Consider the following 25,994-nt stretch of genomic DNA (forward strand, 5'->3'; position numbering starts at 1 on the left):
GCGCCGGGCGCCCCGCCCACGGGCCGGGAGCCCAGCACGCGGCCGGACGGGCACGGCTGACGGGGGACGCAGGCGCCGGTGGGATGATGGAGGGGCTGCGCCCGTCCGTGCCGGGCCCCTCCGGCGACAAGGACCATGCAATGAGAGGACGGGCCAGACCGCCCGCCGCCCCGCTCCCCCAGCGCGCGGGCGTGGACCCGGTGCGGGTCCGTCTCCCCGCCGATCCCGGCGGTGCCTGGCCCACCGTCCGGGACCATCTGCTGGACCGGTTCGCGGGGGCGGTCGGCGCCGGGCGGGTGGACACCATGCTGGCCGAGGGCCGTTTCGTCGGTGCCGACGGGACCGCGGTGCGGGCCGACGAGCCGTACACCGCCGGGCGCCACCTCTTCTTCCACCGGGACTTCGCGCCCGAGGAGCCGGTGCCCTCCCCCGTCGGTGTCGTCCACCGCGACGAACACCTGGTGATCGCGGACAAGCCGCACTTCCTGGCCACCACCCCGCGCGGCCGGCACATCACCCAGACGCTGGTCGCGCGGCTGCGCGACGAACTGGGGCTGCCGGAGCTCCAGCCCGCGCACCGGCTGGACCGGCTGACGGCGGGCCTGGTGCTCTGTGTCGTGCGGCCCCAGGACCGGGGCGCGTACCAGACACTGTTCAGGGACCGGCTGGTACGCAAGGAGTACGAGGCGGTGGCGCCGTACGATCCCGCTCTCGCGCTCCCCCGCACCGTGCGCAGCAGGATCGTGAAGGAGCGCGGGGTGATCGCCGCGCGTGAGGAACCCGGGGCGGTGAACAGCGAGAGCCGGATCGAGCTGCTGGAGCACCGGGGCGGGCTCGGGCGGTACAGGCTGCTGCCCGCGACCGGGCGCACCCATCAGCTGCGGGTCCATATGAACGCGCTGGGGCTGCCGCTGGTGAACGATCCGGTCTATCCGGTGGTGGAGCCCGAGCCGACTGCCGTGGACTACGGCCGGCCGCTCCAACTGCTGGCGAAGGTGCTGGAGTTCACCGATCCGGTCACGGGTGAGCCGCGCCGCTTCGGGAGCGGGCTGCGGCTGGCCGCGTGGCCGGACCGGTGACGCGGCTGGCCGCGTGGCCGGACCGGTGGGACGGTCCGCGGTCAGTGGCCGCGGGCGATCCAGTCCTCCAGCTGCGGCGCCTCCGCGCCGATGGTGGTGGAGTCCCCGTGGCCGGTCCGGACGGCCGTCTCCGGCGGCAGGGCGAGCAGCCGGTCCCTGATCGAGTCGATGATCGTCGGGAAGTGCGAGAAGGACCGTCCGGTGGCGCCGGGGCCGCCCTGGAAGAGGGTGTCGCCGGTGAACACGGTGCCCAGCTCGGGGCCGTGGAGGCAGACGGCGCCGGGGGCGTGTCCCGGGGTGTGCAGGACCGTGAGCCGGGTCCCGGCGACCTCCAGCTCCTGGCCGTCGGCCAGTTCGCCGTCGGGGGCCCGGTTGGGGTGCGTCTGCTTCCAGAGCGGCAGGTCGTCCGGGTGCAGCAGGATCGGCGCGCCCGTCGCGTCGGCGAGGGCCGGGGCCGCGTCGATGTGGTCGTTGTGCGCGTGGGTGCAGATGATCGCGCGCAGCGTACGGCCGCCGAGCGCGGCCTCGATCGCGGCGGCGTCGTGGGCGGCGTCGATGACGACGGCCTCGGTGTCGTCGCCGACGATCCAGACGTTGTTGTCGACGTCCCACTCGCCGCCGTCGAGGGCGAAGGTGCCGGAGGTGACCAGGTGGTCGATGCGGGCGGCCATCAGAAGACCACCACAGAGCGCAGGACGTCGCCGTCGTGCATCCGGTCGAAGGCCTGCTCGATCTCGCCGAGCGCGATGGTCTCGGTGACGAACGCGCCCAGGTCGAGGCGGCCCTGCTGGTGCAGGTCGATCAGCATCGGGAAGTCGCGCGAGGGCAGACAGTCGCCGTACCAGGAGGACTTGAGCGAGCCGCCGCGGCCGAACACGTCGAGCAGCGGGAGTTCGATCTGCATCTCCGGGGTGGGGACCCCGACGAGGACGACGGTGCCGGCGAGGTCGCGGGCGTAGAACGCCTGCTTGTACGTCTCCGGGCGGCCGACCGCCTCGATGACGACGTCCGCGCCGTTGCCGTCGGTCAGCGCGCGGATCGCCTCGACGGGGTCGCCGGAGCGGGAGTTGACGGTGTGGGTGGCGCCCATCTTCTTCGCCGTCTCCAGCTTGCGGTCGTCGATGTCGACCGCGATGATCTTCGCCGCTCCCGCGAGCCTGGCGCCAGCGATCGCCGCGTCGCCGACGCCGCCGCAGCCGATGACGGCGACGGAGTCGCCCCGGCCGACCTGGCCGGTGTTGATGGCGGCGCCGATGCCCGCCATGACACCGCAGCCGAGCAGTCCGGCGACGGCAGGGGAGACCTCGGGGTCGACCTTGGTGCACTGTCCGGCGGCGACGAGGGTCTTCTCCGCGAACGCGCCGATGCCGAGCGCCGGGGAGAGCTCCGTGCCGTCCAGAAGGGTCATCTTCTGCTTGGCGTTGTGGGTGTCGAAGCAGTACTGCGGGCGTCCGCGCAGACAGGCGCGGCACTGGCCGCACACCGCGCGCCAGTTGAGGACGACGAAGTCGCCGGGCGCGACGTCGGTGACGCCGTCGCCGACGGACTCCACGACGCCCGCGGCCTCATGGCCGAGCAGGAAGGGGAAGTCGTCGTTGATCCCGCCCTGCTTGTAGTGCAGGTCGGTGTGGCAGACGCCGCACGCCTGGATCTTGACCACGGCCTCGCCGGGGCCGGGGTCCGGCACGAGGATCGTCTCGACGCGCACGGGCTCGTTCTTCCCCGGTGCGATGACCCCTTGTACCTGCTGCGCCATGCCCTGGCTCCCATCCCGACTGCCCCGTGGTCTGCAAAGATCGAACCCGCCCACCGTACCCGGACGGGGACCCGCTCACGGGGCCAGGACGTCCAGTTCGTGCAGCGCGCCGACCGCGATCTCCTTGGTGAGCCGCTCGGCACCCTCGGCGTCCCCCTCGCGCACCGCTTCGGCGAGCCGGACGTGGAGCGTGACGGCGGCGGGGTCGGGGTCCTCGAACATCACCTGGTGGTGGGTGCGCCCGGCGAGGACCTCGGCGACGACGTCGCCGAGCCGCGCGAACATCTCGTTGCCCGAGGCGTTGAGCACGATGCGGTGGAAGGCGATGTCGTGGCGGAGATAGCCCTCCAGCTGCTGGCCGCGCGAGGTGGCGACCATGCCGAGGGCGCACTCCGTGAGCGCGGCGCACTGCTCGGCGGTGGCGTGACGGGCCGCGAGGCCCGCGGCCACGGGCTCGACGGCGGACCGCAGCACGGTGAGCGACCGCAGCTGCCGGGGCCGGTCGGCGCCCGCCAGCCGCCAGCGGATGACCTGGGGGTCGTAGACGTTCCACTCCTCGGTGGGCAGCACGGTCACCCCCACCCGGCGCCGGGACTCGACGAGGTGCATGGATTCCAGGACGCGGACCACTTCGCGGACGACGGTGCGGGACACGTCGAAGCGCTGGGCGAGCTCGTCGGTGCGCAGGACCAGGCCGGGCGGCGAATCACCCGCGGCGATCTCCAGACCCAGGGTGTCCAGCACATGCGTATGGAGCCCCTGGGCAGGTGTGGTCATGGCCACAAGCCTACGGGGCAGCCTTGAGGAACAAAAAGTACGACGTTTATGTCACAGCCTCTTGAATAAGTCGTATGTAATGGGTTTCAGTAGCGCGACGGACCGATGTCGACGGACCGATGTCGATGAAGACAGCGAGGCACCAATGAGCACCCCCCACGTCGTCGTGGTGATGGGCGTAGCAGGGACCGGCAAGACCACGATCGGCCCCCTGCTCGCCGAAGCACTCGGCGTCCCCTATGCCGAGGGCGACGACTTCCACCCGCCGGCCAACATCGCCAAGATGTCCGCCGGTACGCCCCTGGACGACGACGACCGCTGGCCGTGGCTCGACTCGATCGGGCAGTGGGCGCACGGCCGGGCGGGGCTCGGCGGTGTCGTCAGCAGCTCCGCGCTCAAGCGCGTCTACCGCGACCGGCTGCGGGCCGAGGCCCCCGGTGCCGTCTTCCTGCATCTGACCGGCGACCGGTCCCTGATCGAACGCCGCATGGCGGACCGCAAGGGCCACTTCATGCCGACCGCGCTGCTCGACTCGCAGTTCGCCACCCTGCAGCCGCTGCAGGAGGACGAGGCGGGCGTGTCCGTGGACGTGTCCGGCACCCCCGAGGAAATCACCGACCGGGCCGTCGCCGCGCTGCGCCGGCTCGCGAACTAAGGATCACCACCGTGACCAGTCTCAGCGTCGAGATGCTGGCAGCGGATGCCGTCGAACCCATCACTTCGGCCGGCAACGCACAGCTGGGCATCGCCGTCCTGGCGGGCATCGCCGTCATCGTCCTGCTCATCACCAAGCTCAAGATGCACGCGTTCCTCGCGTTGACCATCGGCTCGCTCGCGCTCGGATCGTTCGCCGGGGCCAACCCCGCGAAGACGATCACCAGCTTCACCGCGGGCCTCGGCTCGACCGTCGCGGGTGTCGGTGTCCTCATCGCCCTCGGCGCGATCCTGGGCAAGCTGCTGGCCGACTCCGGCGGCGCGGACCAGATCGTCGACACGATCCTCGCGAAGGCGAGCGGGCGTGCCATGCCGTGGGCGATGGTTTTGATCGCCTCGATCATCGGGCTTCCGCTCTTCTTCGAGGTCGGAATCGTGCTGATGATTCCGGTGGTGCTGCTGGTCGCCAAGCGCGGCAACTACTCCCTGATGCGGATCGGCATCCCCGCGCTCGCCGGCCTCTCGGTGATGCACGGGCTGATCCCGCCGCACCCCGGCCCGCTGGTCGCCATCGACGCTCTCGGCGCCAACCTGGGTGTCACGCTGGCCCTCGGTGTGCTGGTGGCCATCCCGACCGTGATCATCGCGGGCCCGGTCTTCTCGCGCTACGCCGCCCGCTGGGTGGACATCGAGGCGCCGGAGAAGATGATCCCGCAGCGTCCCTCCGAGGACCTGGACCGCCGCCCCAGCTTCGGCGCCACGCTGGCGACGATCCTGCTGCCCGTCGTGCTGATGCTGGTCAAGGCACTGGTCGACATCGTGGTGGACGACCCCGAGAACCACGTCCAGCGGGTCACCGACGTCATAGGCTCGCCCCTGATCGCACTGCTCGCGGCCGTGATCGTGGGCATGTTCACCCTGGGCCGGGCCGCCGGGTTCACCAAGGGCCGTCTCTCCAGCACCGTCGAGAAGTCGCTCGCCCCGATCGCCGGAATCCTGCTCATCGTGGGTGCCGGCGGCGGGTTCAAGCAGACCCTGATCGACGCCGGTGTCGGCCAGATGATCCTGGACTTCTCCGAGAACTGGTCGATCCCCGCGCTGCTGCTCGGCTGGCTGATCGCCGTCGCGATCCGTCTGGCGACGGGCTCGGCGACCGTGGCCACCATCTCGGCGGCCGGCCTGGTCGCCCCGCTGGCCGCCGACCTGTCGGCCTCGCACGTCGCGCTGCTGGTCCTCGCGGTCGGCGCCGGTTCGCTCTTCTTCAGCCATGTGAACGACGCCGGGTTCTGGCTGGTGAAGGAGTACTTCGGCATGGACGTGCCGCAGACGGTCAAGACCTGGTCGGTGATGGAGACGATCATCTCCGTCGTCGCGCTGGTCTTCATCCTGCTGCTGTCGCTGGTGCTGTAGCCGGCGCTACTCCCCCGGCTCCCGCCACAGCGGGTGCTCGGAACGGGCCCAAGGGCGCTCGACCGACCCGGTCCGCATGCCACGGCGTGCCTCCGGGTCGGCGAGCGCCTTCGCCATGTGCCCGGCGACGACGACGCCGATCGCGAGCGCCAGCCAGTCGTGGACGAAGGTCGCGCCGGTCCGCCACACCAGCGGGGCGAGGCCGGTGAACCACATCAGCAGTCCGGTGCCGGTCATCACGAGCACGGCGCCCGCGATCCACGCGGCGTACAACTTCTGGCCCGCGTTGAACTTCCCGGCCGGCCGCGCGCCCGGCGTGCGGTCGCGGCGCAGGACGGACACCAGCCACTGCCGGTCGTGCGGCCCGAACCTGTTGAGCCGGGAGAGGTCGGCCCGCAGGGCCCTGGAGACCAGCCCCGCCAGCAGCGGTACGGGAATGAGCAGCCCGGACCATTCGTGGACGGTCACCACGAGGTGGCGGCGGCCGACGAGTTCGGCGAGCTGGGGGACGTACAGACAGGCGGCCGAGGCGACGCAGAGCAGCACCAGCCAGGCCGTGGTGCGGTGCACCCAGCGCTCGGCGGTGCTGAAGCGCCGCATCCTCGGGGCGGGTTCAGACGGTGGGGGCGTCGTCCCGGCCGTTGGACCGGCCGACCCAGGCGTCGACGTCATAGCCGAGCTCCTCCCAGTAGCCGGGGCGCACGGAGTCGGTGACGGTGATCCCGGAGAGCCATTTGGCGGACTTGTAGAAGTACATGGGGGCGACGTACAGCCGGACCGGGCCGCCGTGGGCGTGGGCCAGCGGCTCGTCCCGCATCCGCAGGGCGGCCATGACGTCGTCGCGACGGGCCTGTTCGAGGGTGAGGCTCTCGCTGTACGCCCCGTCGAAGCAGGTGAACCTGACCGCCTTCGCGCCGGGCCGCACACCGGCCGCGTCGAGCAGCGCGGAGAGCCTGACGCCCTCGAAGGGCGTCTCGGGCACCCGCCAGCCCGTCACGCACTGGACGTCACGCACGACGCGGGTCTGCGGGAGGGCTCGGAGGGCGTCCAGCGTGTACGTCGCCGGGCGGTCCACCAGACCGTCCACGGTCAGGCGGTAGTCCGTGGCCCCCTTCTCCGGCACCGAGGTGGTCACGGAGTAGTAGCGGAAGCCCCCTCCGTTGGGCAGGAGCCCGGTCAGACCGGTCGGGTCCTTGTCGGCGACGGCGCCGAGACCGCTCTCCAGGCCGCGCTGGAGCACGGGAGCTGCCGCCACGCCCACGGCCCCGAGACCGAGCATGCCGAGGACGAGCCGGCGGCCGACGGGCGTGCCGCCCTCGTCGGGAGGGGAAGTGTCCACCCGCCCATTGAACACCCGCCCGTCGTACACCCGCGGCCGTCCTTCGCCAGGGGGCCGCGGGTGTACGTCGTCCCGCCGGGAGATCAGCGCGGGTCGTGAGCGGTCTCTGCGGCCTTCTCCAGCTGGAACGCCTCGTTGCCGAGGCCGATCCGCGCATGGACCTCCGGCTTGGTGCGGCGCAGCACCGCGCCGTAGGCCAGGCCGCCGGCGAGGGCCAGCAGGATGACGCCGGGCAGCAGCCAGTTCAGCGCCGAGCCGGGGCCGGAGCCGACCAGGACGTCGAAGTCCCGGACGGTGAAGACGGCGATGGCCAGCAGGGCGAGGCCGGCGAGCCCGGAGGCGACGAGCCTGGGGGCCTGGGCGCGGCCGGCTCCGCGCCGTACGAAGAACGCGATGACGGCGAAGGAGGCCGCGGCCATCAGCACGATGACGCCGAGCGCTCCGACGTTGCCCATCCAGGTGAACAGGTGCAGGACGGGTGCGGTGGGGTCGCCGGCCGGGTTGTCGTCGGTGAGGGCGAAGGCCAGCACGATCACGACGGACACCGCGGACTGGAGCATGGAGCCGGTGGCGGGGGCGCCGCTGGCCTTGTTGGTGCGGCCGAAGCCGGAGGGCAGCAGGCCCTCGCGGCCCATGGCGAAGGCGTAACGGGCGACCACGTTGTGGAAGCTGAGCAGCGCGGCGAACATCCCGGTGACGAAGAGGACGTGCAGGACGTCGGTGAAGGTGGTGCCGAGCCGCTCCGCGGTGAGGCCGAAGAGCATCCCCGGCCCCTCCTTGAGGGAGGTGTCGGCGACGGAGGAGGGTCCGGCCGCGACGGTCAGCGCCCAGGAGCTGACGGCGAGGAAGAGGGCGGCGTATCCGACGGCCAGGAACATCACGCGGGAGACGACGATCTGCGGGCGGCTGGTCTCCTCGGCGTACACCGGGGCCTGTTCGAAGCCGACGAACGCCGCGATGCAGAAGCAGAGGGCGGTGCCGAGCCCCGCTCCGGTGAGGGTCTCGGGGTTGAACGCGTGCAGGGACAGGCCCTCGGGGCCGGGATCGCTCACGGCGGCGATGTCGAAGATCACGACGAGGGCGCACTCGACGACGAGCAGCACACCGAGGACCTTGGCGTTGAGGTCGATCTTCAGCCAGCCGAGTACGCCGACGACGGCCACGGAGGCGAGGGCGGGTATCCACCACTGGAGTTCGATGTCCAGATAGGTGGCGAAGAGCCCGGAGACCTCGAAGCCGAGGATGCCGTAGATGCCGACCTGCATGGCGCTGTACGCGACCAGGGCGACGAGCGAGGCCCCCGCGCCGGCCGTCGGGCCGAGGCCCCGGGCGATGTACGCGTAGAAGGCACCGGCGTTGTGGACGTGCCGGCTCATCTCCGCGTAGCCGACGCCGAACAGCATCAGGACGATGCCGAGGATGACGTAGAGCAGGGGCTGTCCCACAATGCCCATCACGCCGAACACGGTCGGCATCACCCCGGCGACGACCATCAGCGGCGCGCTGGCGGCCAGGACGGAGAGGAGCAGACCGGGGGTGCCGAGCCGGTCGGCGCGCAGGGCTCGCTCCTCCCCCTTGTACGTGTTGATCCCGCCGGTGCCGCCGGCGGTCCTGGTGGTGCCGGTCTCGCTCGTTTCCGATGTGCCCGTCGACATGGCGGGGGTGGTCCCTTCGTTGAGAGCAACGTGCGTCAGGGGGCGCCGAGCGCGTAGGTGCGCGCGGCGAGGAATTCTTGGTGGGCGTCGCGGCCGGAGTAGGACCACGGGGCCTCGGTCGCGTGGGGGCCGATGCGGTGGAAGAGCGCGGCGGCCTCGGCGGGGCGGCCCTCGCAGATCTTGGCGTGGGCGAGGAAGTTGAGGTCGGCGCGGTGGCGGGGGTGGTCCTCGCGTTCCCATTCGAGCCACCAGTCGAAGGCGGCCTTCATGACCTGTCTGGCCCGGCGGCCGGTCCAGTGGCCGGAGGAGGCCGGGTCGCCGGACACCGCTCCGGCGGCGGCGAGGACGCGGTAGCGCTCGGCGTGCGCCACCACGGGGAGCACGGCCAGGGGCGAGTCGGCCGGGGCCTGTTCGGCCGCCCACGCCGCGAAGTCGTACACCTCGTGGAGCGGGTCGCTCTCGGGGCGGGACTCGGCGAGCCCGGCCGTCATCAGGTGGTGGGCCTGGTGGTGTTCGGGGTGGCGGGCGCGGATCTCCTCGAAGTACCGGGCGGCCTGCTCCTGGGTCCCGTGCGTACGCTCCAGGCTCATCAGCCCGAGCCACGGGGTGGGGTCGGCGGGGGCCAGAGCGGCGGCGGCCAGGCATGCCTCGCGCGCCCGGTCCTCGTCCCCGGGGCGGGCCTTGGGGCGCTGGGCCCGGGCGACGGCGGCCAGGGCGAGGAGGGTGGCGGCGTCGGGACTGCCCGGTTCGGCGAGCAGCCAGTCACCGGCCCACCCCGCGGCGGACGGCACGGCGGCGAGGGTGAGGACGCGGTGGCCCCGCCGGTCCCAGTCCGCGCCGGTCGCGACGAGCAGGGAGCGGGCCCTGGTCCACCGCCCCTGGGTGAACTGTCCCCGTACGTCGATGAGTTCGCCGTCGTCGAGGGCCGGGTCGAAGGTGTGGTCCGGGCGTCCGCCCCTGCGACGGGGGCGGCCCAGGGGTGGCGGAGGCGGAGACATCCGCAGGCTTCCTTCTCGGCTTCGACATGACACCCGCACATTTCGATGCTGTGTGCGAGCAAACGATCGCGCACAGCAAAGCGGCAGGCATCGCTTCGAGTCAAGGGCGGCTTTGGCCCAACTGCTTGTGTTTAACATGTAGTTGACGTTCACAAGGGGCGACCTGAGCCGTTCGCGCAGTTCGTCACACCGCCTGGGGTGTGACGGGTGGGGACAGCGTGACGCGTGCCACACTGCCGCCATGGAGAACCGCGAACCGCTCAAGCCCTTCCTTCTCGCCTTTCCCGGGCCCCTGCGCGACCGCCTGGTGGCGGCCGTCCTCTCCGGCGAGAAGGTCTCCACGTCCGGGCTGCTCGTGGAGTACGAGGCCGAGCGGGAGGAGCTACCGCCGGTGGGCGAACGGTCCGCACTCATCGACTCCGACGGCCGGGAGGTCGCCGTGGTCGAACTGACGGAGGTGCGGGTGCTGCCCCTGGGGTCGGTGGGGCTTCAGCACGCGCTCGACGAGGGCGAGGGCTACGCGTCGGTGGCCGAGTGGCGGGCGGGGCACGAGGAGTTCTGGCACAGCGAGGAGATGCGGGAGGCCCTGGACGACCCGCACTTCACCGTGGACGACGACACGATGATCGTGGCGGAGCGCTTCCGGGTGGTGGAGCGGCTCACCTGACGGCGGGATCGAGGCAAATCACGAGTCGCTGGAGGACGGCAGCACCGCGCGCGTCGTCATCACCGACTTCTCCTGGTCCCCGCCCCCGGCGCCCGGCACACCGGTGGTGCGCCGGGCGCCGGGGTGTCCGGCGGCCTTCCTCAGCCGACGGCCTTCGCCGCGGCCCGGCCCGCCGCGCGGCCCGAGAAGATGCAGCCGCCGAGGAACGTGCCCTCCAGCGAGCGGTAGCCGTGCACCCCGCCGCCGCCGAAGCCCGCCGCCTCCCCCGCCGCGTACACCCCGGCCAGCGGGGAGCCGTCCTCGGTCAGGACGCGGGAGGACAGGTCCGTCTCCAGCCCGCCGAGGGACTTCCGGGTCAGGATGTTCAGCCGTACGGCGATCAGCGGGCCGGCCGCGGGGTCGAGGATGCGGTGCGGCTTCGCCGTGCGGATGAGCTTGTCGCCCAGGTAGGAGCGGGCTCCGTTGATCGCCGTGATCTGGAGGTCCTTGGTGAAGGGGTTGGCGATCTCGCGGTCGCGGGCGGTGATCTCGCGGCGCAGCCCGTCCACGTCGATGAGGTCCTCGCCGGTGAGCGCGTTCATGCCCCGTACGAGCGCGCCGAGGTCCTTCTCGACGACGAAGTCCACGCCCTTGTCCATGAACGCCCTCACGGGCCCGGGCACGTCGGCGCGCGCCCGGCCGATCACGTCGCGCACGGACTTCCCCGTGAGGTCGGGGTTCTGCTCGGAGCCGGAGAGCGCGAACTCCTTGCCGATGATCTTCTGGTCGAGGACGAACCAGGTGTATCCGTGGCCGGACTTCATGATGTGTTCGAGCGTGCCCAGCGTGTCGAAGCCGGGGAAGAGCGGGACGGGCAGCCGCTTGCCGGTGGCGTCCAGCCAGAGGGAGGACGGGCCGGGCAGGATGCGGATGCCGTGCTTGTCCCAGATCGGGTTCCAGTTCTCGATGCCCTCGGTGTAGTGCCACATCCGGTCGCGGTTGATGTGGTGGCCGCCCGCCTTCTCGGCGACGCCGAGCATCAGCCCGTCGACATGCGCGGGGACCCCGGAGAGCATCTTCTCGGGCGGGGTGCCCAGCCGCTCGGGCCACTGGGCGCGGACGAGGTCGTGGTTGCCGCCGATGCCGCCGGAGGTGACGATCACCGCCTGGGCCCTGAGCTCGAAGGCACCCTTCACCTCGCGGCTGCTGGCGGTGCCCCGCTCGGCGCCGCTCTCCTGGAGGACCTCGCCGGTGACCGTGTCGACGGCTCCGGCCGAGCGGCCGAGGCCGGTGACCCGGTGGCGGAAGCGCAGCTGGACGAGGCCCTTCGCCACGCCTTCGCGGACCCGCCGCTCGAAGGGGGCGACGACGCCGGGGCCCGTGCCCCAGGTGATGTGGAAGCGGGGGACGGAGTTGCCGTGGCCGTTCGCGTCGTAGCCGCCCCGTTCCGCCCAGCCGACGACGGGGAAGAACCGCAGTCCCTGGGCGTGCAGCCAGGACCGCTTCTCCCCGGCCGCGAAGTCGACGTACGCCTCCGCCCACTTCCGCGGCCAGTGGTCCTCCTCGCGGTCGAAGCCGGCCGTGCCGTACCAGTCCTGGAGGGCCAGCTCGTGGCTGTCCTTGATCCGGAAACGGCGCTGCTCGGGCGAGTCGACGAGGAAGAGCCCGCCGAACGACCAGTGCGCCTGGCCGCCGATGGACTGCTCGGGCTCCTGGTCGAGCAGGATCACCGTGCGGCCCGCGTCGACGAGCTCCGCGGTGGCCACGAGCCCCGCGAGCCCTGCCCCGATCACGATCACATCAGCGTCGTACGCCATGGGTTCCATCCTTCGGGGCGGTGCGGGGCAGCGGCGGGCACGGCCAATCAAGTTACTTGTGGGTCAGATCTTCGGTACGGGCCGCGCCCACGTCAACCGTCCGGTCGGTGGCGCCCTCACCGATCCGGCACGGCCTCGGGGCTATCGTCGGACCGTGTCGGTGCTGGTAATCCTGCTCTCCGTAAGCGCCGCCTGCTGTCTGGGCTTCGGCTTCGTCCTCCAGCAGGACGCCGCCCGCCGCGCGCCCCTGCGCGATTTCCTCTCCCCCCGGCTGCTGCTGGACCTGATGCGGGTGCCGAGCTGGCTCGTCGGGATCGGCCTGATGGTCTGCGGCATGGTCCTGGGTGCCCTGGCGCTCGGCCAGGGCGAGGTGTCGCTCGTGGAGCCGCTGCTCGCGACCAATCTGCTCTTCGCGATGGCCCTCTCGCGCCACCGCACCGGCCAGCCGCTCGGCAGGCAGGGCTGGGGAGGCCTCGCCCTCCTGGCGGGCGGCGTCACCGCGTTCCTGCTGGCCGGACAGCCGCGCGGCGGAGAGGCGGTGACGGCGCCCCTGCGGCACTGGCTGGTGATCGGCGTGGTGGCGGGGGCCGCGCTGCTCCTCACCGCCTTCGCCCGGCACCCCAGGGCCCGGGGCACCCCCGTGATGCTCGGCCTGGCGGCGGGACTGCTCTACGGGCTCCAGGACGCCCTGACCAGGGTCAGCGGGGTGCGGCTGACCGAGGACGGCTGGGCGGCGCTGCTGACCAGCTGGCAGCCGTACGCCGTCGTCGTCATCGGGCTGACCGGACTGCTCCTGGTCCAGAGCGCGTTCGAGGCGGGCCCGCTGCGGCAGTCGCTTCCCGCGCTGACCGCCGCGCAGCCGCTGGCGGGGATCGTGTGCGGGATCGGCTTCCTCGGCGACCAGGTGCGCACCGACACGGCCGCCCTGGCCTGGCAGGCGGCGGGGCTCGCCTCGATCGTCGGGGGGATCGTGCTGCTGGGGCTGCACCCGGCGATGCCGGAGGGCAAGGACAGACACGGATCAACGGCCGCCGACCGGTTGATGTTGGATGGACCTCATGACTCCGGCTGACGAGATCCTGGACATTGTCGACGAGGACGACCAGGTCGTGGGGCAGGCACCCCGCGGCGAGGCGACCGAGCGCGGCCTCCTCCACCGCTGCGTCTTCATCGAGGCGAGGGACGCGGAGGGCCGGCTGTTCGTGCACCGCAGGACGGCCACGAAGCTGGTCTTCCCCTCCCACTACGACATGTTCGTCGGCGGGGTCGTGGGCGCGGGTGAGTCCTACGACGAGGCGGCGCTGCGGGAGGCCGAGGAGGAGCTCGGGGTCCGTGGGCTCCCCCGGCCCGTGCCGCTGTTCAAGTTCCTCTACCGGAGCCCCGGGCACAGCTGGTGGTCGTACGTCTACGAGGTGCGCTGCGAGCTCCCGGTCGATCCGCAGGCGGAGGAGGTCGACTGGCACGCCTTCCTGACCGGCGCGGAGCTGGAGCGGCGCCTGGGCGAGTGGACCTGGGTGCCGGACGGCCTGGAGGCCTACCACCGGCTGCGCCGGTTCCGGGACGGCGGGCCGGGGGCCACCGCGTGAGCGGCGGCTTCGCCCGCGGGCTGCGGCTGTGGTTCACGCCCGGACGGATCAGCGAGGAGGGCGACACCCCCGACTACCGTTTCTCCCTCGCCAACGAGCGCACCTTCCTCGCCTGGATCCGTACGGCACTCGCGCTGATCGGGGGCGGTTTCGCCGTCGACCAGTTCCTGCCGGAGCTCGCCTGGGGCGTCCGGGCGGGTCTCGCGCTCGGGCTGCTGGCGGCGGGAGTGCTCTGCGCGCTGCGGGCCGTCAGCCACTGGGTGCGGTGCGAGCGGGCGATGCGGCGCGGTGAGGATCTGCCGGTGTCGCGCTTCCCCGCGCTGCTCAGCCTCGTCGTCGCCGTGGTGGCGGTGGCCATGGTGGTGGTCGTGCTGTTCGGCTGGGAGGGCCGGTGACCGCTCAGGTGCGCGATCCGGGTCTCCAGCCGGAGCGGACACGGCTGGCCTGGCGGCGCACCACGCTGGCGTGCACGGTGGTGGCCCTGCTGGCGGTCCGGCAGGGCCTGTACGGGGGGTCGGCCGGGGCGGGGGTGCTCGCGGTGGCGCTGAGCCTGCTGGCCTGGCTGGGGTTCCTCGCGGTGGCGCACCGCCGGGTGTCCGCCATGGGTCCCGCCGAGCCGGCCACGCTGTCGCCGCGCCTCGCGCTGACCGCCGCGGCGTGCACGGTGGCGCTCGCGGTGTTCGCCGCGACGACGCTGTTCTGACCCGCCCAGGGCCCGCCGCCGTCAGCTCTCCCAGTCCACGGTGACGACGATCTTGCCCCGGGTGCGTCCCTGCTCGTTGAGCCGGTAGGCCTCCACGGCCTGTTCCAGGGGGAAGACGCGGTCCACGTGCACGGAGACGATGCCCTGTTCGGCGAGCTCCGCGAGACGGGTGAGGTCGGCGGCGTCGGGCCGTACGAAGGCGTAGTGCCCGCCGTAGGAGAAGACCTCGGCGTCGGCGATGGACGCGAGGCGGCCGTCGGAGGCGAGCGTATCGGCGGACGCGCGGAGCGCTTCACCGCCCACCGTGTCGAACGCGGCGTCGAAGCCCTCGGGCACCAGTTCCCGCAGCCGGGCGGCCAGCCCCTCGCCGTACTCCACGGGCTCGCCGCCCAGGGTGCGTACGTAGTCGTGGTTGTGGGGCCCCGCGGTGCCGATGACCCGGCAGCCCGCGTGCCGGGCGAGCTGGACGGCGAGGGAGCCGACCCCGCCGGCGGCGGCGTGGACGAGGACGGTCTCGCCCTCCTGGATCCTGAGGGTGCGGTGCAGCACCTGGTGCGCGGTGAGGCCGCACAGCGGGAGGCCCGCGGCCTCCTCGAAGCTCAGGCTCAGCGGCTTGCGGGCGAGGGTCCGCACGGGGGCGGCGACGTACTGGGCGAAGGTCCCGCGCGAGAGGAAGTCCTCGCGTACGTAGCCGATGACCTCGTCCCCCACCTCGAACTCGTCGACGGCGGCGCCGGGCTGGACGACGACCCCCGACACGTCCCAGCCGGGGATGACGGGGAAGACGGCTTCCAGCCCGGCCTGGAGGTACCCCTCGCGGGCCTTCCAGTCGACCGGGTTTACGGCTGCGGCCCGGACCTTCACCAGCACCGTGTCGGGGCCCACCTTCGGGTCGGGTCGCTCGCCGTACTCCAGGACGTCGGCCGAGCCGTACCTGCTGTAGCTGATCGCCTTCATCCTCCGACGATCGGGGCGCCCCGGGGTCCCCGCAACTCAGGCCGTGACCACGTCGAAGGGCGGCAGCAGCGTGCGCGGGTCGTGCCCGGAGTGCCAGAGCCCGATGAGGAAGGCGGTGGTCGCCTCCAGATACGCGGCCCGGTCGAGCCCGCCCACGGTCAGGGGCACGCAGCCCAGGTCCCGGACCAGGGTCCCGACCGTCTCCAGGGCCGAGGCGTCGTCGCCGCAGAGCGGGACGGCGAGGGGCCCCTCGGGGAAGGAGGGTGCGGCGCGCCTCCACACGGAGTCGGGCAGGTGGTTGAAGGCCTTGACGACCCGCGCCCCGGTGGCGTCGGCGATCGCTCGGGCGGCGCCGGGGCCCGTGCCGGTGGTGAGCCGGAAGCCCGGGCCGACGGCGTTGGTGCAGTCGACGAGGAGCCGGCCGCGCAGCGCTCCGTCCGCCGCGCCGAGCGCGTCCAGCACGCCCGCCACCGCCCCGTGGGGCAGGGCGAGCAGGACCGCTTCGCCGTGGGCCATCGCTTCCGCCGGTGTGCCGGCTCCCTGGCCGGTGCGCTCCGCGAGCGCTCCGGCCCGTGCGGCGGACCTGCCGCCGAAGAGCACCTGATGGCCGGCCGCCGCCCACCGGCCTCCCAGTGCGTCCGCCATGTTGCCGGTCCCGATGATGCCGATACGCATGTCTCTCTCCTCCACAGGGCGGTCACGTAGCGTCGTGCCGATGGGGACGTTAGGAGATCCGTTGCGCACCGTTCGGTGCCGAACGGGCGGGGGAAGGGGAACGCATGGACCGGCTGCTCGCCGACTGCAGGGCACGGCTCGGCTTCGACCTGCTGGGCAACACCTGGAATCCCGTGGTCCTGTACGCGCTCGCGGCGGGCCCGCGCAGGCCGCGTGAGCTGCGTACGGAGATCGGCGGCATCAGCGCGAAGGTGCTCACCGAGACGCTGCGCAGACTGGAGGAGTACGCGCTGGTGGAGCGCCGGGCGTACGCCGAGGCCCCGCCGCGCGTGGAGTACTCGCTGACCGGGCTGGGCCGGACGCTGCTGGAGCCGATCGAGGCGCTGGGCCGCTGGTCGGCTGCGCACGGGGACGCGTTCGTGGCGGCGCAGGGCTGGGACGACTGAGCCCCGCCCCGGGCTGGGACGGCTGAACCCCGCACAGGGCTGGGACGACTGAGCCCCGCGCAGGCCCGGGACGGCTGAACCCCGCCCCGGGCTGGGCCGACTGAGCCCCGCGCCGGGGAGGAGCCGGAGATCACTTCTCGGATTGCGGGAGGACACTGGACGGCATACCGACTGGTCGGCATCATGGTCCCGACCGTCCAACCGCCCCGGAGGTGCGCACCATGAGCCCAGTCCATCCGCCAGGTCTCGATCTCGACCTGCTGCGCGGCCATCTCGACCGCGAGCGGCCGGGGCTGGTGAAGGGACCGCTCGAAGCCCGGGTGATCGAGGGCGGCCGTTCGAACCTCACCTACATCGTCACCGACGGCGCCGGACAGTGGGTCGTGCGCCGGCCTCCGCTGGGCCATGTGCTCGCCACCGCGCACGACATGAAGCGCGAGCACCGGGTGATCAGCGCCCTGCACCCGACGGCGGTCCCGGTGCCGGAGACGCTCCTGCTCTGCGAGGACGACGCCGTCATCGGCTCCCCCTTCTACGTCATGGAGTACGTCGAGGGGACCCCGTACCGCACGGCCGAGCAGCTCGCCCCGCTCGGCGCCGAGCGCACCAGGGCGGTCGTGCTGGGGCTCGTCGACACCCTCGTGGACCTGCACGCCGTCGACCCGGCATCCGTCGGCCTCGGCGACTTCGGCCGGCCCGAGGGCTTCCTCGACCGGCAGCTGCGGCGCTGGGGCAAGCAGCTGGACGCCTCGCGCAACCGTGAACTGGCCGGGATCGACGAGCTGCACGCCGCGCTCGGCCGGGACCTGCCCGCCTCCCCCGCGCCCACCGTCGTCCACGGCGACTACCGCCTGGACAACGTGCTGATCGGCGGGGACGACCGGATCAAGGCGGTGCTGGACTGGGAGATGTCCACGCTGGGCGACCCGCTCACCGACCTCGGTCTGCTCGTGATGTACAGCTCCGACCTGGGCCTGCCCGAGTCGCCCGTCTCCACCACCAGCGGTGCCCCGGGCCACCCGAGCCCCGCCGAGCTGATCGAGCGTTACGCCGCCCGCTCGGGCCGCGACACCTCCGCCATCTCCTGGTACACGGCCTTCGCGTGGTTCAAGCTCGCCGTGATCCTGGAGGGCATCCACTACCGCTACACCCTGGGCCAGACAGTCGGTGCCGGCTTCGACCGTATCGGCGACCTGGTCCCGGTCTTCATCGCGCACGGCCTCACCACCCTCCAGGAAGGCTGATCCCCCCGTGGACTTCGCATTCGACGCCCGCACCGAAGAGCTGCGCACCAGGCTGCTCACGTTCATGGACGAGCACGTGTATCCGGCCGAGGAGGTCGCCGAGGAGCAGCGCGCGGCGCTGGCCTCCCCGTGGGACACCCCGCAGATCGTGGAGGACCTCAAGGCCGAGGCGCGCAGGCAGGGCCTGTGGAACGTCTTCCTCCCCGACGCGGAGTACGGCGCTGGGCTGACGAACCTCCAGTACGCCCCGCTGGCCGAGATCACCGGCCGCAGCCCGCATCTGGCGCCGACCGCCCTGAACTGCGCGGCGCCGGACACGGGGAACATGGAGGTGCTCTTCCAGTTCGGCTCCGAGGCGCAGAAGAAGCAGTGGCTGGAGCCGCTGCTCGCCGGGGAGATCCGCTCGGCGTTCGCGATGACGGAGCCCGAGGTGGCCTCGTCGGACGCGACGAACATCGAGACCCGGATCAGGCGGGAAGGCGACGACTACGTCATCAACGGGCGCAAGTGGTACATCTCCGGGGCGATGAACCCGGACTGTGCGATCTTCATCGTGATGGGCAAGACCGACCCTGACAACGACGACATCCGCCGTCAGCAGTCCATGATCCTGGTGCCGCGCGACACCCCGGGCCTCGAAGTCCGGCGTGCGATGCAGGTGTACGGCTACGAGGACCACTCGCACGGCGGCCACGCCGAGGTGGTCTTCACCGATGTACGCGTGCCCGCAGCGAACCTGATCGGCGAGGAGGGCGGCGGCTTCGCCATCGCCCAGGCGCGGCTGGGTCCCGGCCGCATCCACCACTGCATGCGGCTGATCGGGATGGCCGAGCGCGCGATCGAGCTGATGTGCAGGCGCGCCGTGGCCCGTACGGCCTTCGGCAAGCCGCTGGCCCAGCAGGGCGTCGTCCAGAACTGGATCGCTGACGCCCGGGTGACGGTGGAGCAGCTGCGGCTGCTGGTGCTGAAGACGGCCTGGCTGATGGACACGGTGGGCAACCGGGGCGCGCACACCGAGATCCAGTCGATCAAGATCGCCACCCCGCGTGCGGTCGTGGACATCCTCGACCAGGCGGTGCAGCTGTACGGCGCCGGGGGCGTCAGCCAGGACTACCCGCTGGCCGAACTCTGGTCGTCGGCGCGGACGCTGCGGCTGGCGGACGGTCCCGACGAGGTGCACCAGCGGTCGCTGGCGCGGCGGGAGATAAAGAAGTACCTCTGAGCCCCGCTGTCCCCGTGCGGGGAGGCGCCCGGAAGGCACCTCCCCGTGGGTCTTCCGTGGGTCTCCCCCGGGTCAGAAGGTGAGCTGCCAGCTGTCGATGTAGCCGGTGTCCTGGGCGGCGACGTCCTGGACCCGGAGCTTCCAGCTGCCGTTGGCGGCCTCGCTCGACGCGTTGACGGTGTACGTCGCGATCACGTTGTCCGCGGAGTCGCTGCTGCTGGAGTTCTTCAGCCGGTAGGCGCTCCCGTCGGGCGCGAGCAGGTCGACGACGAGGTCACCTCGGTAGGTGTGCTTGATGTCCACACCGACCTTGAGGGCGGACGGGGCGTTGCCCGTGCGTCCGGTGACCGCGACCGTCGAGGTCACCGCGGCGCCGTTGTCGGGCACCGCGACATCGGCGGCGTTGCTGAAGACCGTGCCGGCCGGCGGGGTCGTCGTACCCGCCGACAAGGTCCAGACGGCGTGGGCGATCGCGTCGCTGTTGCGGTCCAGCGCCGTGTCGTTGATGTTCGCCGTCGTGTCGCACGAGGAGTGGTAGCAGCGGTCGAAGGACTGGCCCGCCGTGCCGCCCCACTTCTGGGCCTGGGCGCTGGACTTGGTGTTGCTCGCCCCGGTGAACAGACCGCCGACGGGGACACCGGCGCTCTTGAACGGGGCGTGGTCGGAGCGGCCGTCGCCCTCGGTCTCTATCTCCGTGGGTATCGACAGGCCCGCGTAGTAGTCCTTGAAGGTCTGTTCGATGGCCGGGTCGTCGTCGTAGACGAAGTACCCGGGGTTGGGCGAGCCGATCATGTCGAAGTTGAGGTACCCGGCGAGCTTGGCGCGCTCCGTGGTGGCCAGGTTGTTGACGTAGTACTTCGATCCGACGAGGCCCAGCTCCTCGGCGCCCCACCAGGCGAAGCGCAGGTGCTTGTCCGGGGCGAGCTGCGCCCGGGAGACGGCGAGGGCGGTCTCCAGCACGGCGGCAGATCCGGAGCCGTTGTCGTTGATCCCGGCGCCCGAGGTCACCGAGTCCAGGTGGGAGCCGGCCATGAGCACCTGGTTCGGGTCGCCGCCCGGCCAGTCGGCGATCAGGTTGTAGCCGGTGGCTCCGCCGGAGGTGAACTGCTGGAGCGTGGTGGTGTATCCGGCGGCGTCCAGCTTGCCCTTCACATAGTCGACGGACGCCTTGTATCCGGTCCTGCCGTGGGCCCGGTTGCCACCGTTGGCGGTGGCGATCGACTGGAGCTGGGTGAGGTGCGCCTTGACGTTGGCGAGCGGGATGTCGGGGGCGGCCGCGACCTTCGCGGGTGCGGCCTCGGCGGCCGGCGCGGCGGTCGCCAGCAGGGCAGCCACGGCGAGTGCGGCGGCGGGCAGGGATCTGAGTCGTACGGGTCTCATCTGGGGCTCCGGATTCCGTTCGGGGACTGACGGAACGTGCGGGGGGTCCCAGGGCGTGCACGGCCCTGGACCTGGAGCGGTGGGGCTGGAAGTGCGCCCCCGATGCTCGGGGAGATGACCGAGCACCGTCAAGGGTGGAATCCGGACAGGTGTGTTCGCTGAACGGACACCTCTTCCTGCGGAGCCGGCTCACGTGTGTGCCGGAGCGTCGGGCGGGGGGCCACGCGCCGGGGGCGCTCGTTCGGGGTGTTCTGCCTGCTCAACGCGATTCGCGCGCCGTGTTCCGGCCTCTTGGCGGGGTGTGCGGGTGGCCGCAGACTCCGAAGGGGGTCCCCGCGGGGAGCCCGGCCATGACGTCCACGCAGCGCGAAACGAGAGGCCCTCCATGTTCCCGCTCCGCCTGTCCGCAGCATCCCTGTCCGCCGCGGCCCTCCTGCTGGCCGCCGCCTCCACGACCGCGTCCGCGCACCCGCAGGGCACGCAGACGCACAGCACGCAGACACCAGGAACGCAGACGCACACCACCGTGCCGGGGATCGCCGGCGGAGGCTTCGAGACGCCGGTGGTCCCCGCTCCGTCCCCCTTCACCAGCTACGCCGGCGGACAGGCCGTCGGCCCCTGGACGTCCGGCGGCCACAGCGTCGACCTGACCTCCGACCGGCTGTGGGACGCCGCCGAGGGCAGCCAGTCTCTGGACCTCAACGGCAGTGCGTCCGGCAGCGTCTCGCAGGAGATATCGACGCTCCCCCTGACCTCGTACATCGTCAGCTTCGAACTGGCCGGCAACCCCGCGTGGGCTCCCGCCCTGAAGACGGGTGAGCTCAGAGTCGACGGCGTCCCGGTGAAGACCTTCGCCTTCGACATCACGGGCCATGGTTTCCGGAACATGGGCTACACGAGGCAGACCGCCGTCTTCACCACCCTCCTGAAGACCTCCGTGACCCTCACCTTCGCCAGCACCAGTCCCGGGGTCGGCGGCCCGGTCATCGACGACGTGCGGGTCCGGAGCTGTCTGCTGGTGCTCTGCCCGCCCGTCTCCTGATCCCGGACGGGACCGCGACGGCCCGGGGCCGCGCCCTGCGCGCAGGGCGCGGCGGCCGGAAGTGTGCCCGGGAGGCCGTCAGGGCCGCAGGGCCCTCAGCAGCAGGTCCGCCAGGTGGTCCGCGACCTCCTGCTGACTGAGCGGGCCCTCCGGGCTGTACCACGTGGAGAGGTGGTGGACCGAGCCGAAGTGGTAGTCCACGACCAGGTCGGCCGGGGTCGCGGAGGAGAAGACACCGGCCCGCTGGCCCTCCTCGATCAGGGCCCGGAACCGCTCGTGGTAGCGGCGGCGCTCGATCCGCACCTGCTTGTTCTTCTCCGGGCTCAGATGGTGCATGGAGCGGAAGAAGATCGAGGCGTCGTCGAGGTTCTCGATGGTCGTGACGACCACGTCCGCCGCCGCGTCACGCAGCCGCCGCTCGACGGGGGCGTCGGCGTTCGCGAAGGCGTCGAGCCGCTCCTGCTGGAGCCGCAGCACCCGGGCGTAGACCTCCTGGAGGAGGTCCTCCTTGGAGCCGAAGTAGTGGTACAGCGCCCCCTTGGTGACCCCGGCCGCCTCGACGATCTCCTGCACCGAGGTGCGGTCGTAGCCCCGCTCCGCGAAGAGCCGGGTGGCGGCGGCCAGCAGCCTTTGGGGAACGGGCACGCCGTTCCCGTCCGTCGCCTTGGCCATTGCCGCCACCTGCCCTCTCGTACCACGCGTGAACTGTTCTAACGGGGGGAACGCAGTTCCCGCCTGAGGATCTTCCCACTCGCGGTCTTCGGGAGTTCGGTCAGGATCTCCACTTCGCGCGGGTACTTGTACGCCGCCAGCCGCTCCTTGCAGTACGCGCCGAGCTCACCGTCGGCGACCTCGGCCCCCGGCCGCAGGCTGACGTAGGCGCGTACGGTCTCGCCGCGGTAGGCGTCGGGAACGCCCACGACGGCGGCCTCGCGGACCGCCGGGTGGGTGTAGAGGACGTCCTCGACCTCCCGGGGCCAGACCTTGAAGCCCGAGGCGTTGATCATGTCCTTCTTGCGGTCGACGACGTAGAGCCAGCCTGCCGTGTCCATGAAGCCGATGTCACCGGTGCGCAGCTCCCCGCCGGGGAAGGCCGCCTCGGTGGCCTCGGGGAGGTTCCAGTAGCCGGAGACGACCTGCGGTCCCCGTACGGCGATCTCGCCCTGTTCGCCGAAGGGGACGTCGTCGCCCTGCTCGTCGACGATCCGGACCAGCGTGTCGGGTCCCGGCACGCCGACGGACAGCGTTCCGGAGACCGGGTCGACGGGGGCCTCGTGCTCCGGCGGGACGGACGCGCAGGGCGCGGTGCACTCGGTGAGGCCGTAGCCGTTGCGGATGTACGGGCCGAAGCCGTCGCGGAACTTCTCGACCAGCGCCGGCGGCAGCGGAGCTCCGCCCGACGAGATCACCTTGAAGGAGGCGAAGTGCTCCCGGGTGACCCCGGGGTGCGCGGCGAGCGCCATGAAGGCGGTCGAGGGGCCCACGGTGTAGGCGGGGCGGTGCTCGGCGAAGGCCTCCAGGACGACGCTCGCCTCGAAGCGGTACGCGAGGACCAGGGTGCCCGCGTTGGCGATACAGGCGGCCAGCTGGCACACCATGCCGGTGATGTGGAACAGCGGGGCGAGCGCGAAGTAGGCGGAACCCTCCTCGATGGGGTGTCCGGCGCGCTGCCGCTCGGCGTTGACCATGATGTTGCCCTGGGAGTTCATGGCGCCCTTGGGGGTGCCGCTCGTCCCGGAGGTGTAGCTGATCAGGGCGGTGTCCGACGCGGTCAGCTCCCGGCCCCCGGGCGCCGCGAGACCGAGACGGGCGACGGTCACCAGGTCGGAGGCCCGGTCGTCGGGGCCGGGCGCGGGGAGCCTCTCGAAGCCGAGCACGCGCGGGTCGTCGGCCGACTGGAGGTCGAGCTCGCAGGCGGTGAGGGCGATCCGGACGCTGGGGGCGGCCTCGGCGGTGGCCCGCAGATAGGACTCCCAGGCCCGGTCCGAGCAGATGAGCGCGGTCACCCCGGCGTCCGTCAGCACGTGCCCGACCTCGCCGGACTTGTACATCGGGTTGAGGGGGACGACCGTCGCGCCGGCCTTCCAGGCACCGAGCAGGGCGAGCACGAAGTGCGGCGTGTTCTGGAGCATGATCGCGACCCGGTCGCCGCGCCGCAGCCCCTCGGCGGCGAGATGGCCCGCAACGGAGTCGGACAGCTCGTCGGTCTCGCGGTAGCTGAGGCGCCCGTCGAAGTAGGCGAGGGCGGTGTGGTCCGGGGCCCGGCCGACGGCCGCGCGGAAGGCGTGCACCACGGTCTCGGCCGGGTGGACGGGGGCGAGCTGGGCCTCGCTGAGGAGGGCGGTCCAGGGCTTCGCGGCGTAGATCGACTCGGTCATGCTCCCGCCTCCTCCCACTTCTGCTGAAGGTGGTTCATGTTGCCGAGCCAGTGGTCCGGGTCCTTGGCGCGGGCGCGGTAGTAGCCGGCCACCTCGGGGTGCGGCAGGACCAGGAAGCGGTCCTGCTCGATGGCCTCGAACAGGGCGTCGGCGACCGCCTCGGGCTCGATGGCGGTGGGGGCGAGGACGAGGTCGCCCGCGGAGCCGGCCGCGGTGAGCATGTCCGTGCGCACGCCCTGGGGGCAGATCGTGTGGACCTTGACGCCCCGGTGCCGGTAGGTCAGCGAGAGCCACTCGGCGAAGGCGACGGCGCCGTGCTTGGTGACGCTGTACGGGGCCGCCCCGATCATCGTCAGCAGCCCGGCCGCCGAGGCCGTGGAGACGAAACGGCCGCTGCCGCGCTCCAGCCACTCGGGCAGCAGGGCCTTGGCCGCGCGGACGTGCGCCATCACGTTGACGTCCCAGGCCCTGGCCCAGACGTCCTCCTCCGCGAAGGCGTCCCCGCCCGACGCGAGGCCGGCGTTGGCGCAGTAGACGTCGATCGTGCCGCCGAGCGCGTCCCGCGCGGGCTCCACGATCATGGAGGCGTCGCCCGCCACGACGGTGCCGCCGATCTCCTCGGCGAGGGGCTTGATCCGGTCGGCGTCGAGGTCGTTGACGACGACCCGTGCGCCCTCCGCGGCGAACTTGCGGGCCAGCGCGGCGCCGATGCCGCCTCCGGCTCCCGTTACCACTACGCCAGCGCCCTGCACCGTGCTCATCGGTCCCGCCTCTCTCAGCCGTCTTCCCCGGCAGACTAACCAGTCGGTATGTGATCCGGGAAGGGGTTCGGGGCAGGACTGGGAATCTGCCCAGTCGTGGCCGTTCCGCGCGGCCCGCACCCGCGCTAGCGTGCGTGACCATGACAGTCGGCGCGATCATGGAGGTAGCGGAATGACCCTGTCCAGACGTGGTGTGCTGGCCGCCGGCGGTGCGATGGGGGCCCTGGTGGCGACCGCCGGGCCCGGGACCGCGTCGGCCGCGGGCCGGGGTTCCGGGGCCGCGCGCCCCCGGGTCCGCACCGGCTTCGACCGGCTGGCCGCCGACGGCTACGGGCTGCTCGCCGGGCAGAAGGTCGGCATCGTCACCAACCCCACCGGGATCACCTCGGACGTCGGCCACATCGTCGATGTGATGCACCCCGACGACCGGGTGGACCTGACCGCCGTCTTCGGCCCGGAGCACGGCTTCCGCGGGACGGCGCAGGCGGGCGGTTCGGAGGGGCGCTACGACGACCCGGCGACGGGGCTGCCGGTCTACGACACGTATCTGAAGAGCGGTCAGCCGCTCGCCGACATCTTCACCGCGTCCGGTGTGGACACCGTGGTCTTCGACATCCAGGACGCGGGTGCCCGCTTCTACACGTACATCTGGACGCTGTACGACTGCATGGAGGCGGCGGCGCTCGCGGGCAAGCGGTTCGTCGTCCTGGACCGGCCCAACCCGGTGACCGGGCGGGCGGCGCTGGGGCCCGTGCTCGATCCGGCCTTCGGCACGTTCGTGGGGCGCCGGGAGATCTCCCAGGCGCACGGCATGACGGTGGCGGAGCTGGCCCTGCTCTTCGACGGGGAGTTCCTGACCGCCCGGCCGCTGGAGCTGGACGTCGTGAAGATGTCCGGCTGGCGGCGGTCCGACTTCTTCGACGAGACGGGTCTGCCGTGGGTGCCGCCGAGCCCGAACATGCCGACGCCCGAGACCGCGCTGGTCTATCCGGGCACCTGCCTCTTCGAGGGCACCAACCTCTCGGAGGGGCGCGGGACGACGCGTCCGTTCGAGCTGCTGGGCGCGGAGGGCGTCGACCACCGGTGGGCGGCGGCGGCGAACGCGCAGGAGCTGCCCGGGGTCGCCTTCCGTGAGGCGTACTTCGCGCCGACGTTCTCCAAGTTCCAGGGCAGGACGGTCGGCGGGGTGCAGGTGCACGTCCAGGACCGCGAGGTCTTCGACCCGGTCCGCACGGGCATCGCGCTGCTGGTGACCGCGAAGCGCTCGTGGAGCGGGTTCGCGTGGCGTGCGGACAACTGGATCGACAAGCTCACGGGCAACACGCGCGTCCGCACGATGATCGACGCGGGTGCGGACACGGACGAGGTCGTGGGCGCCTGGTCGGCGGATCTGGCGGCGTTCCGCGCGAAGCGCAAGAAGTACCTGCTCTACCGGTGACCGGCCGGCGGGTGCCGCCGTACGGACCGGG

Annotated in this window: 27 protein-coding genes; 13 read left to right on the forward strand and 14 right to left on the reverse strand. The window is 72.1% G+C overall.

Annotated elements, in window-relative coordinates:
* Positions 1 to 140 precede the first annotated feature (140 nt).
* Positions 141 to 1,079 carry a pseudouridine synthase gene (locus ACWCQM_RS23350; RefSeq protein ID WP_450917087.1) on the forward strand — a complete coding sequence of 313 codons (939 nt, stop codon included), beginning with the start codon at positions 141 to 143 and terminating at the stop codon, positions 1,077 to 1,079.
* A 41-nt stretch (positions 1,080 to 1,120) separates the two neighbouring features.
* On the opposite strand, the gene ACWCQM_RS23355 is transcribed toward ACWCQM_RS23350, so the two are convergent.
* The 3 genes from ACWCQM_RS23355 to ACWCQM_RS23365 all read right to left on the reverse strand — a co-directional run bounded on the left by ACWCQM_RS23355 (position 1,121) and on the right by ACWCQM_RS23365 (position 3,612).
* Positions 1,121 to 1,750, reverse strand: a complete 630-nt coding sequence (locus tag ACWCQM_RS23355; RefSeq protein ID WP_450917088.1) for an MBL fold metallo-hydrolase — start codon at positions 1,748 to 1,750, stop codon at positions 1,121 to 1,123.
* Complete coding sequence (locus ACWCQM_RS23360; RefSeq protein WP_450917089.1) at positions 1,750 to 2,835, reverse strand: S-(hydroxymethyl)mycothiol dehydrogenase; 1,086 nt, start codon at positions 2,833 to 2,835, stop codon at positions 1,750 to 1,752. Before ACWCQM_RS23360 ends, ACWCQM_RS23355 begins: the two co-directional genes overlap by 1 nt.
* A gap of 75 nt (positions 2,836 to 2,910) precedes the next feature.
* Positions 2,911 to 3,612: a FadR/GntR family transcriptional regulator gene (locus ACWCQM_RS23365; RefSeq protein ID WP_267076620.1), complete on the reverse strand. Its 702-nt coding sequence runs from the start codon at positions 3,610 to 3,612 to the stop codon at positions 2,911 to 2,913.
* Between the two features lie 145 nt (positions 3,613 to 3,757).
* Between ACWCQM_RS23365 and ACWCQM_RS23370 the strand changes: the two genes are divergently transcribed.
* Entirely contained in the window at positions 3,758 to 4,267 is a 510-nt protein-coding gene (locus ACWCQM_RS23370; protein WP_450917090.1) for a gluconokinase, read from the forward strand.
* A gap of 11 nt (positions 4,268 to 4,278) precedes the next feature.
* Positions 4,279 to 5,676: a GntP family permease gene (locus tag ACWCQM_RS23375; protein WP_450917091.1), complete on the forward strand. Its 1,398-nt coding sequence runs from the start codon at positions 4,279 to 4,281 to the stop codon at positions 5,674 to 5,676.
* A 6-nt stretch (positions 5,677 to 5,682) separates the two neighbouring features.
* Here the strand turns inward: ACWCQM_RS23375 and ACWCQM_RS23380 are convergent, their stop codons facing one another.
* The 4 genes from ACWCQM_RS23380 to ACWCQM_RS23395 form a co-directional block, all read right to left on the reverse strand.
* Positions 5,683 to 6,276, reverse strand: a complete 594-nt coding sequence (locus ACWCQM_RS23380; protein WP_450917092.1) for a cytochrome b/b6 domain-containing protein — start codon at positions 6,274 to 6,276, stop codon at positions 5,683 to 5,685.
* Positions 6,277 to 6,289: 13 nt separating this feature from the next.
* Positions 6,290 to 6,955 carry a molybdopterin-dependent oxidoreductase gene (locus tag ACWCQM_RS23385; RefSeq protein WP_450917205.1) on the reverse strand — a complete coding sequence of 222 codons (666 nt, stop codon included), beginning with the start codon at positions 6,953 to 6,955 and terminating at the stop codon, positions 6,290 to 6,292.
* A gap of 143 nt (positions 6,956 to 7,098) precedes the next feature.
* Entirely contained in the window at positions 7,099 to 8,670 is a 1,572-nt protein-coding gene (locus ACWCQM_RS23390) for an APC family permease (protein WP_450917093.1), read from the reverse strand.
* 35 nt (positions 8,671 to 8,705) lie between these two features.
* The gene (locus tag ACWCQM_RS23395) at positions 8,706 to 9,668 is read right to left on the reverse strand and encodes a hypothetical protein (RefSeq protein WP_450917094.1); all 963 of its coding nucleotides are present in this window, start codon (positions 9,666 to 9,668) and stop codon (positions 8,706 to 8,708) included.
* A 241-nt stretch (positions 9,669 to 9,909) separates the two neighbouring features.
* Between ACWCQM_RS23395 and ACWCQM_RS23400 the strand changes: the two genes are divergently transcribed.
* Positions 9,910 to 10,335 carry an ASCH domain-containing protein gene (locus ACWCQM_RS23400; protein ID WP_450917095.1) on the forward strand — a complete coding sequence of 142 codons (426 nt, stop codon included), beginning with the start codon at positions 9,910 to 9,912 and terminating at the stop codon, positions 10,333 to 10,335.
* A 140-nt stretch (positions 10,336 to 10,475) separates the two neighbouring features.
* Here the strand turns inward: ACWCQM_RS23400 and ACWCQM_RS23405 are convergent, their stop codons facing one another.
* Positions 10,476 to 12,131 (reverse strand): FAD-binding dehydrogenase, encoded by a 1,656-nt coding sequence (locus ACWCQM_RS23405; RefSeq protein ID WP_450917096.1) that lies wholly within the window; start codon positions 12,129 to 12,131, stop codon positions 10,476 to 10,478.
* A gap of 154 nt (positions 12,132 to 12,285) precedes the next feature.
* Between ACWCQM_RS23405 and ACWCQM_RS23410 the strand changes: the two genes are divergently transcribed.
* The 4 genes from ACWCQM_RS23410 to ACWCQM_RS23425 are packed head-to-tail and all read left to right on the forward strand — an operon-like array spanning position 12,286 to position 14,420.
* The gene (locus ACWCQM_RS23410) at positions 12,286 to 13,203 is read left to right on the forward strand and encodes a DMT family transporter (protein ID WP_450917097.1); all 918 of its coding nucleotides are present in this window, start codon (positions 12,286 to 12,288) and stop codon (positions 13,201 to 13,203) included.
* The gene (locus tag ACWCQM_RS23415; RefSeq protein WP_450917098.1) at positions 13,190 to 13,717 is read left to right on the forward strand and encodes an NUDIX hydrolase; all 528 of its coding nucleotides are present in this window, start codon (positions 13,190 to 13,192) and stop codon (positions 13,715 to 13,717) included. Before ACWCQM_RS23410 ends, ACWCQM_RS23415 begins: the two co-directional genes overlap by 14 nt.
* Positions 13,714 to 14,112 (forward strand): YidH family protein, encoded by a 399-nt coding sequence (locus tag ACWCQM_RS23420; protein WP_450917099.1) that lies wholly within the window; start codon positions 13,714 to 13,716, stop codon positions 14,110 to 14,112. The genes ACWCQM_RS23415 and ACWCQM_RS23420 overlap by 4 nt, the downstream gene beginning before the upstream one ends.
* Complete coding sequence (locus ACWCQM_RS23425; RefSeq protein ID WP_450917100.1) at positions 14,109 to 14,420, forward strand: DUF202 domain-containing protein; 312 nt, start codon at positions 14,109 to 14,111, stop codon at positions 14,418 to 14,420. The genes ACWCQM_RS23420 and ACWCQM_RS23425 overlap by 4 nt, the downstream gene beginning before the upstream one ends.
* A gap of 21 nt (positions 14,421 to 14,441) precedes the next feature.
* Here ACWCQM_RS23425 and ACWCQM_RS23430 read toward each other — a convergent pair whose 3' ends face one another.
* Both ACWCQM_RS23430 and ACWCQM_RS23435 read right to left on the reverse strand, forming a co-directional pair.
* Positions 14,442 to 15,377 carry an NADP-dependent oxidoreductase gene (locus tag ACWCQM_RS23430; protein ID WP_450917101.1) on the reverse strand — a complete coding sequence of 312 codons (936 nt, stop codon included), beginning with the start codon at positions 15,375 to 15,377 and terminating at the stop codon, positions 14,442 to 14,444.
* 36 nt (positions 15,378 to 15,413) lie between these two features.
* Positions 15,414 to 16,052, reverse strand: coding sequence for an NADPH-dependent F420 reductase (locus tag ACWCQM_RS23435; protein ID WP_450917102.1), 639 nt, complete (start codon positions 16,050 to 16,052; stop codon positions 15,414 to 15,416).
* 104 nt (positions 16,053 to 16,156) lie between these two features.
* On the opposite strand from ACWCQM_RS23435, the gene ACWCQM_RS23440 reads away from it, so the two are divergent.
* The 3 genes from ACWCQM_RS23440 to ACWCQM_RS23450 all read left to right on the forward strand — a co-directional run bounded on the left by ACWCQM_RS23440 (position 16,157) and on the right by ACWCQM_RS23450 (position 18,964).
* Entirely contained in the window at positions 16,157 to 16,498 is a 342-nt protein-coding gene (locus ACWCQM_RS23440) for a winged helix-turn-helix transcriptional regulator (protein ID WP_073751292.1), read from the forward strand.
* A gap of 221 nt (positions 16,499 to 16,719) precedes the next feature.
* Complete coding sequence (locus tag ACWCQM_RS23445; protein ID WP_450917103.1) at positions 16,720 to 17,742, forward strand: phosphotransferase family protein; 1,023 nt, start codon at positions 16,720 to 16,722, stop codon at positions 17,740 to 17,742.
* Positions 17,743 to 17,749: 7 nt separating this feature from the next.
* Entirely contained in the window at positions 17,750 to 18,964 is a 1,215-nt protein-coding gene (locus ACWCQM_RS23450; protein ID WP_450917104.1) for an acyl-CoA dehydrogenase family protein, read from the forward strand.
* A 72-nt stretch (positions 18,965 to 19,036) separates the two neighbouring features.
* On the opposite strand, the gene ACWCQM_RS23455 is transcribed toward ACWCQM_RS23450, so the two are convergent.
* A complete protein-coding gene (locus ACWCQM_RS23455) occupies positions 19,037 to 20,344 on the reverse strand; it encodes a M28 family metallopeptidase (RefSeq protein WP_450917105.1) in 1,308 nt (435 codons plus the stop codon).
* Between the two features lie 385 nt (positions 20,345 to 20,729).
* Between ACWCQM_RS23455 and ACWCQM_RS23460 the strand changes: the two genes are divergently transcribed.
* Complete coding sequence (locus ACWCQM_RS23460) at positions 20,730 to 21,386, forward strand: DUF642 domain-containing protein (protein WP_450917106.1); 657 nt, start codon at positions 20,730 to 20,732, stop codon at positions 21,384 to 21,386.
* Between the two features lie 78 nt (positions 21,387 to 21,464).
* On the opposite strand, the gene ACWCQM_RS23465 is transcribed toward ACWCQM_RS23460, so the two are convergent.
* Genes ACWCQM_RS23465 through ACWCQM_RS23475 form a run of 3 tightly spaced genes read right to left on the reverse strand, consistent with a single transcriptional unit; the run spans position 21,465 to position 24,525 of the window.
* Positions 21,465 to 22,058, reverse strand: coding sequence for a TetR/AcrR family transcriptional regulator (locus tag ACWCQM_RS23465; protein WP_450917107.1), 594 nt, complete (start codon positions 22,056 to 22,058; stop codon positions 21,465 to 21,467).
* Positions 22,059 to 22,096: 38 nt separating this feature from the next.
* The gene (locus tag ACWCQM_RS23470) at positions 22,097 to 23,764 is read right to left on the reverse strand and encodes an AMP-binding protein (RefSeq protein ID WP_450917108.1); all 1,668 of its coding nucleotides are present in this window, start codon (positions 23,762 to 23,764) and stop codon (positions 22,097 to 22,099) included.
* Complete coding sequence (locus ACWCQM_RS23475) at positions 23,761 to 24,525, reverse strand: SDR family oxidoreductase (RefSeq protein ID WP_450917109.1); 765 nt, start codon at positions 24,523 to 24,525, stop codon at positions 23,761 to 23,763. The genes ACWCQM_RS23470 and ACWCQM_RS23475 overlap by 4 nt, the downstream gene beginning before the upstream one ends.
* Before the next feature lie 172 nt (positions 24,526 to 24,697).
* Here ACWCQM_RS23475 and ACWCQM_RS23480 point away from each other — a divergent pair, with 172 nt between their 5' ends.
* A complete protein-coding gene (locus ACWCQM_RS23480; protein ID WP_450917110.1) occupies positions 24,698 to 25,963 on the forward strand; it encodes an exo-beta-N-acetylmuramidase NamZ family protein in 1,266 nt (421 codons plus the stop codon).
* Positions 25,964 to 25,994: the final 31 nt, after the last annotated feature.

Source organism: Streptomyces sp. NPDC002125 (assembly GCF_053593715.1).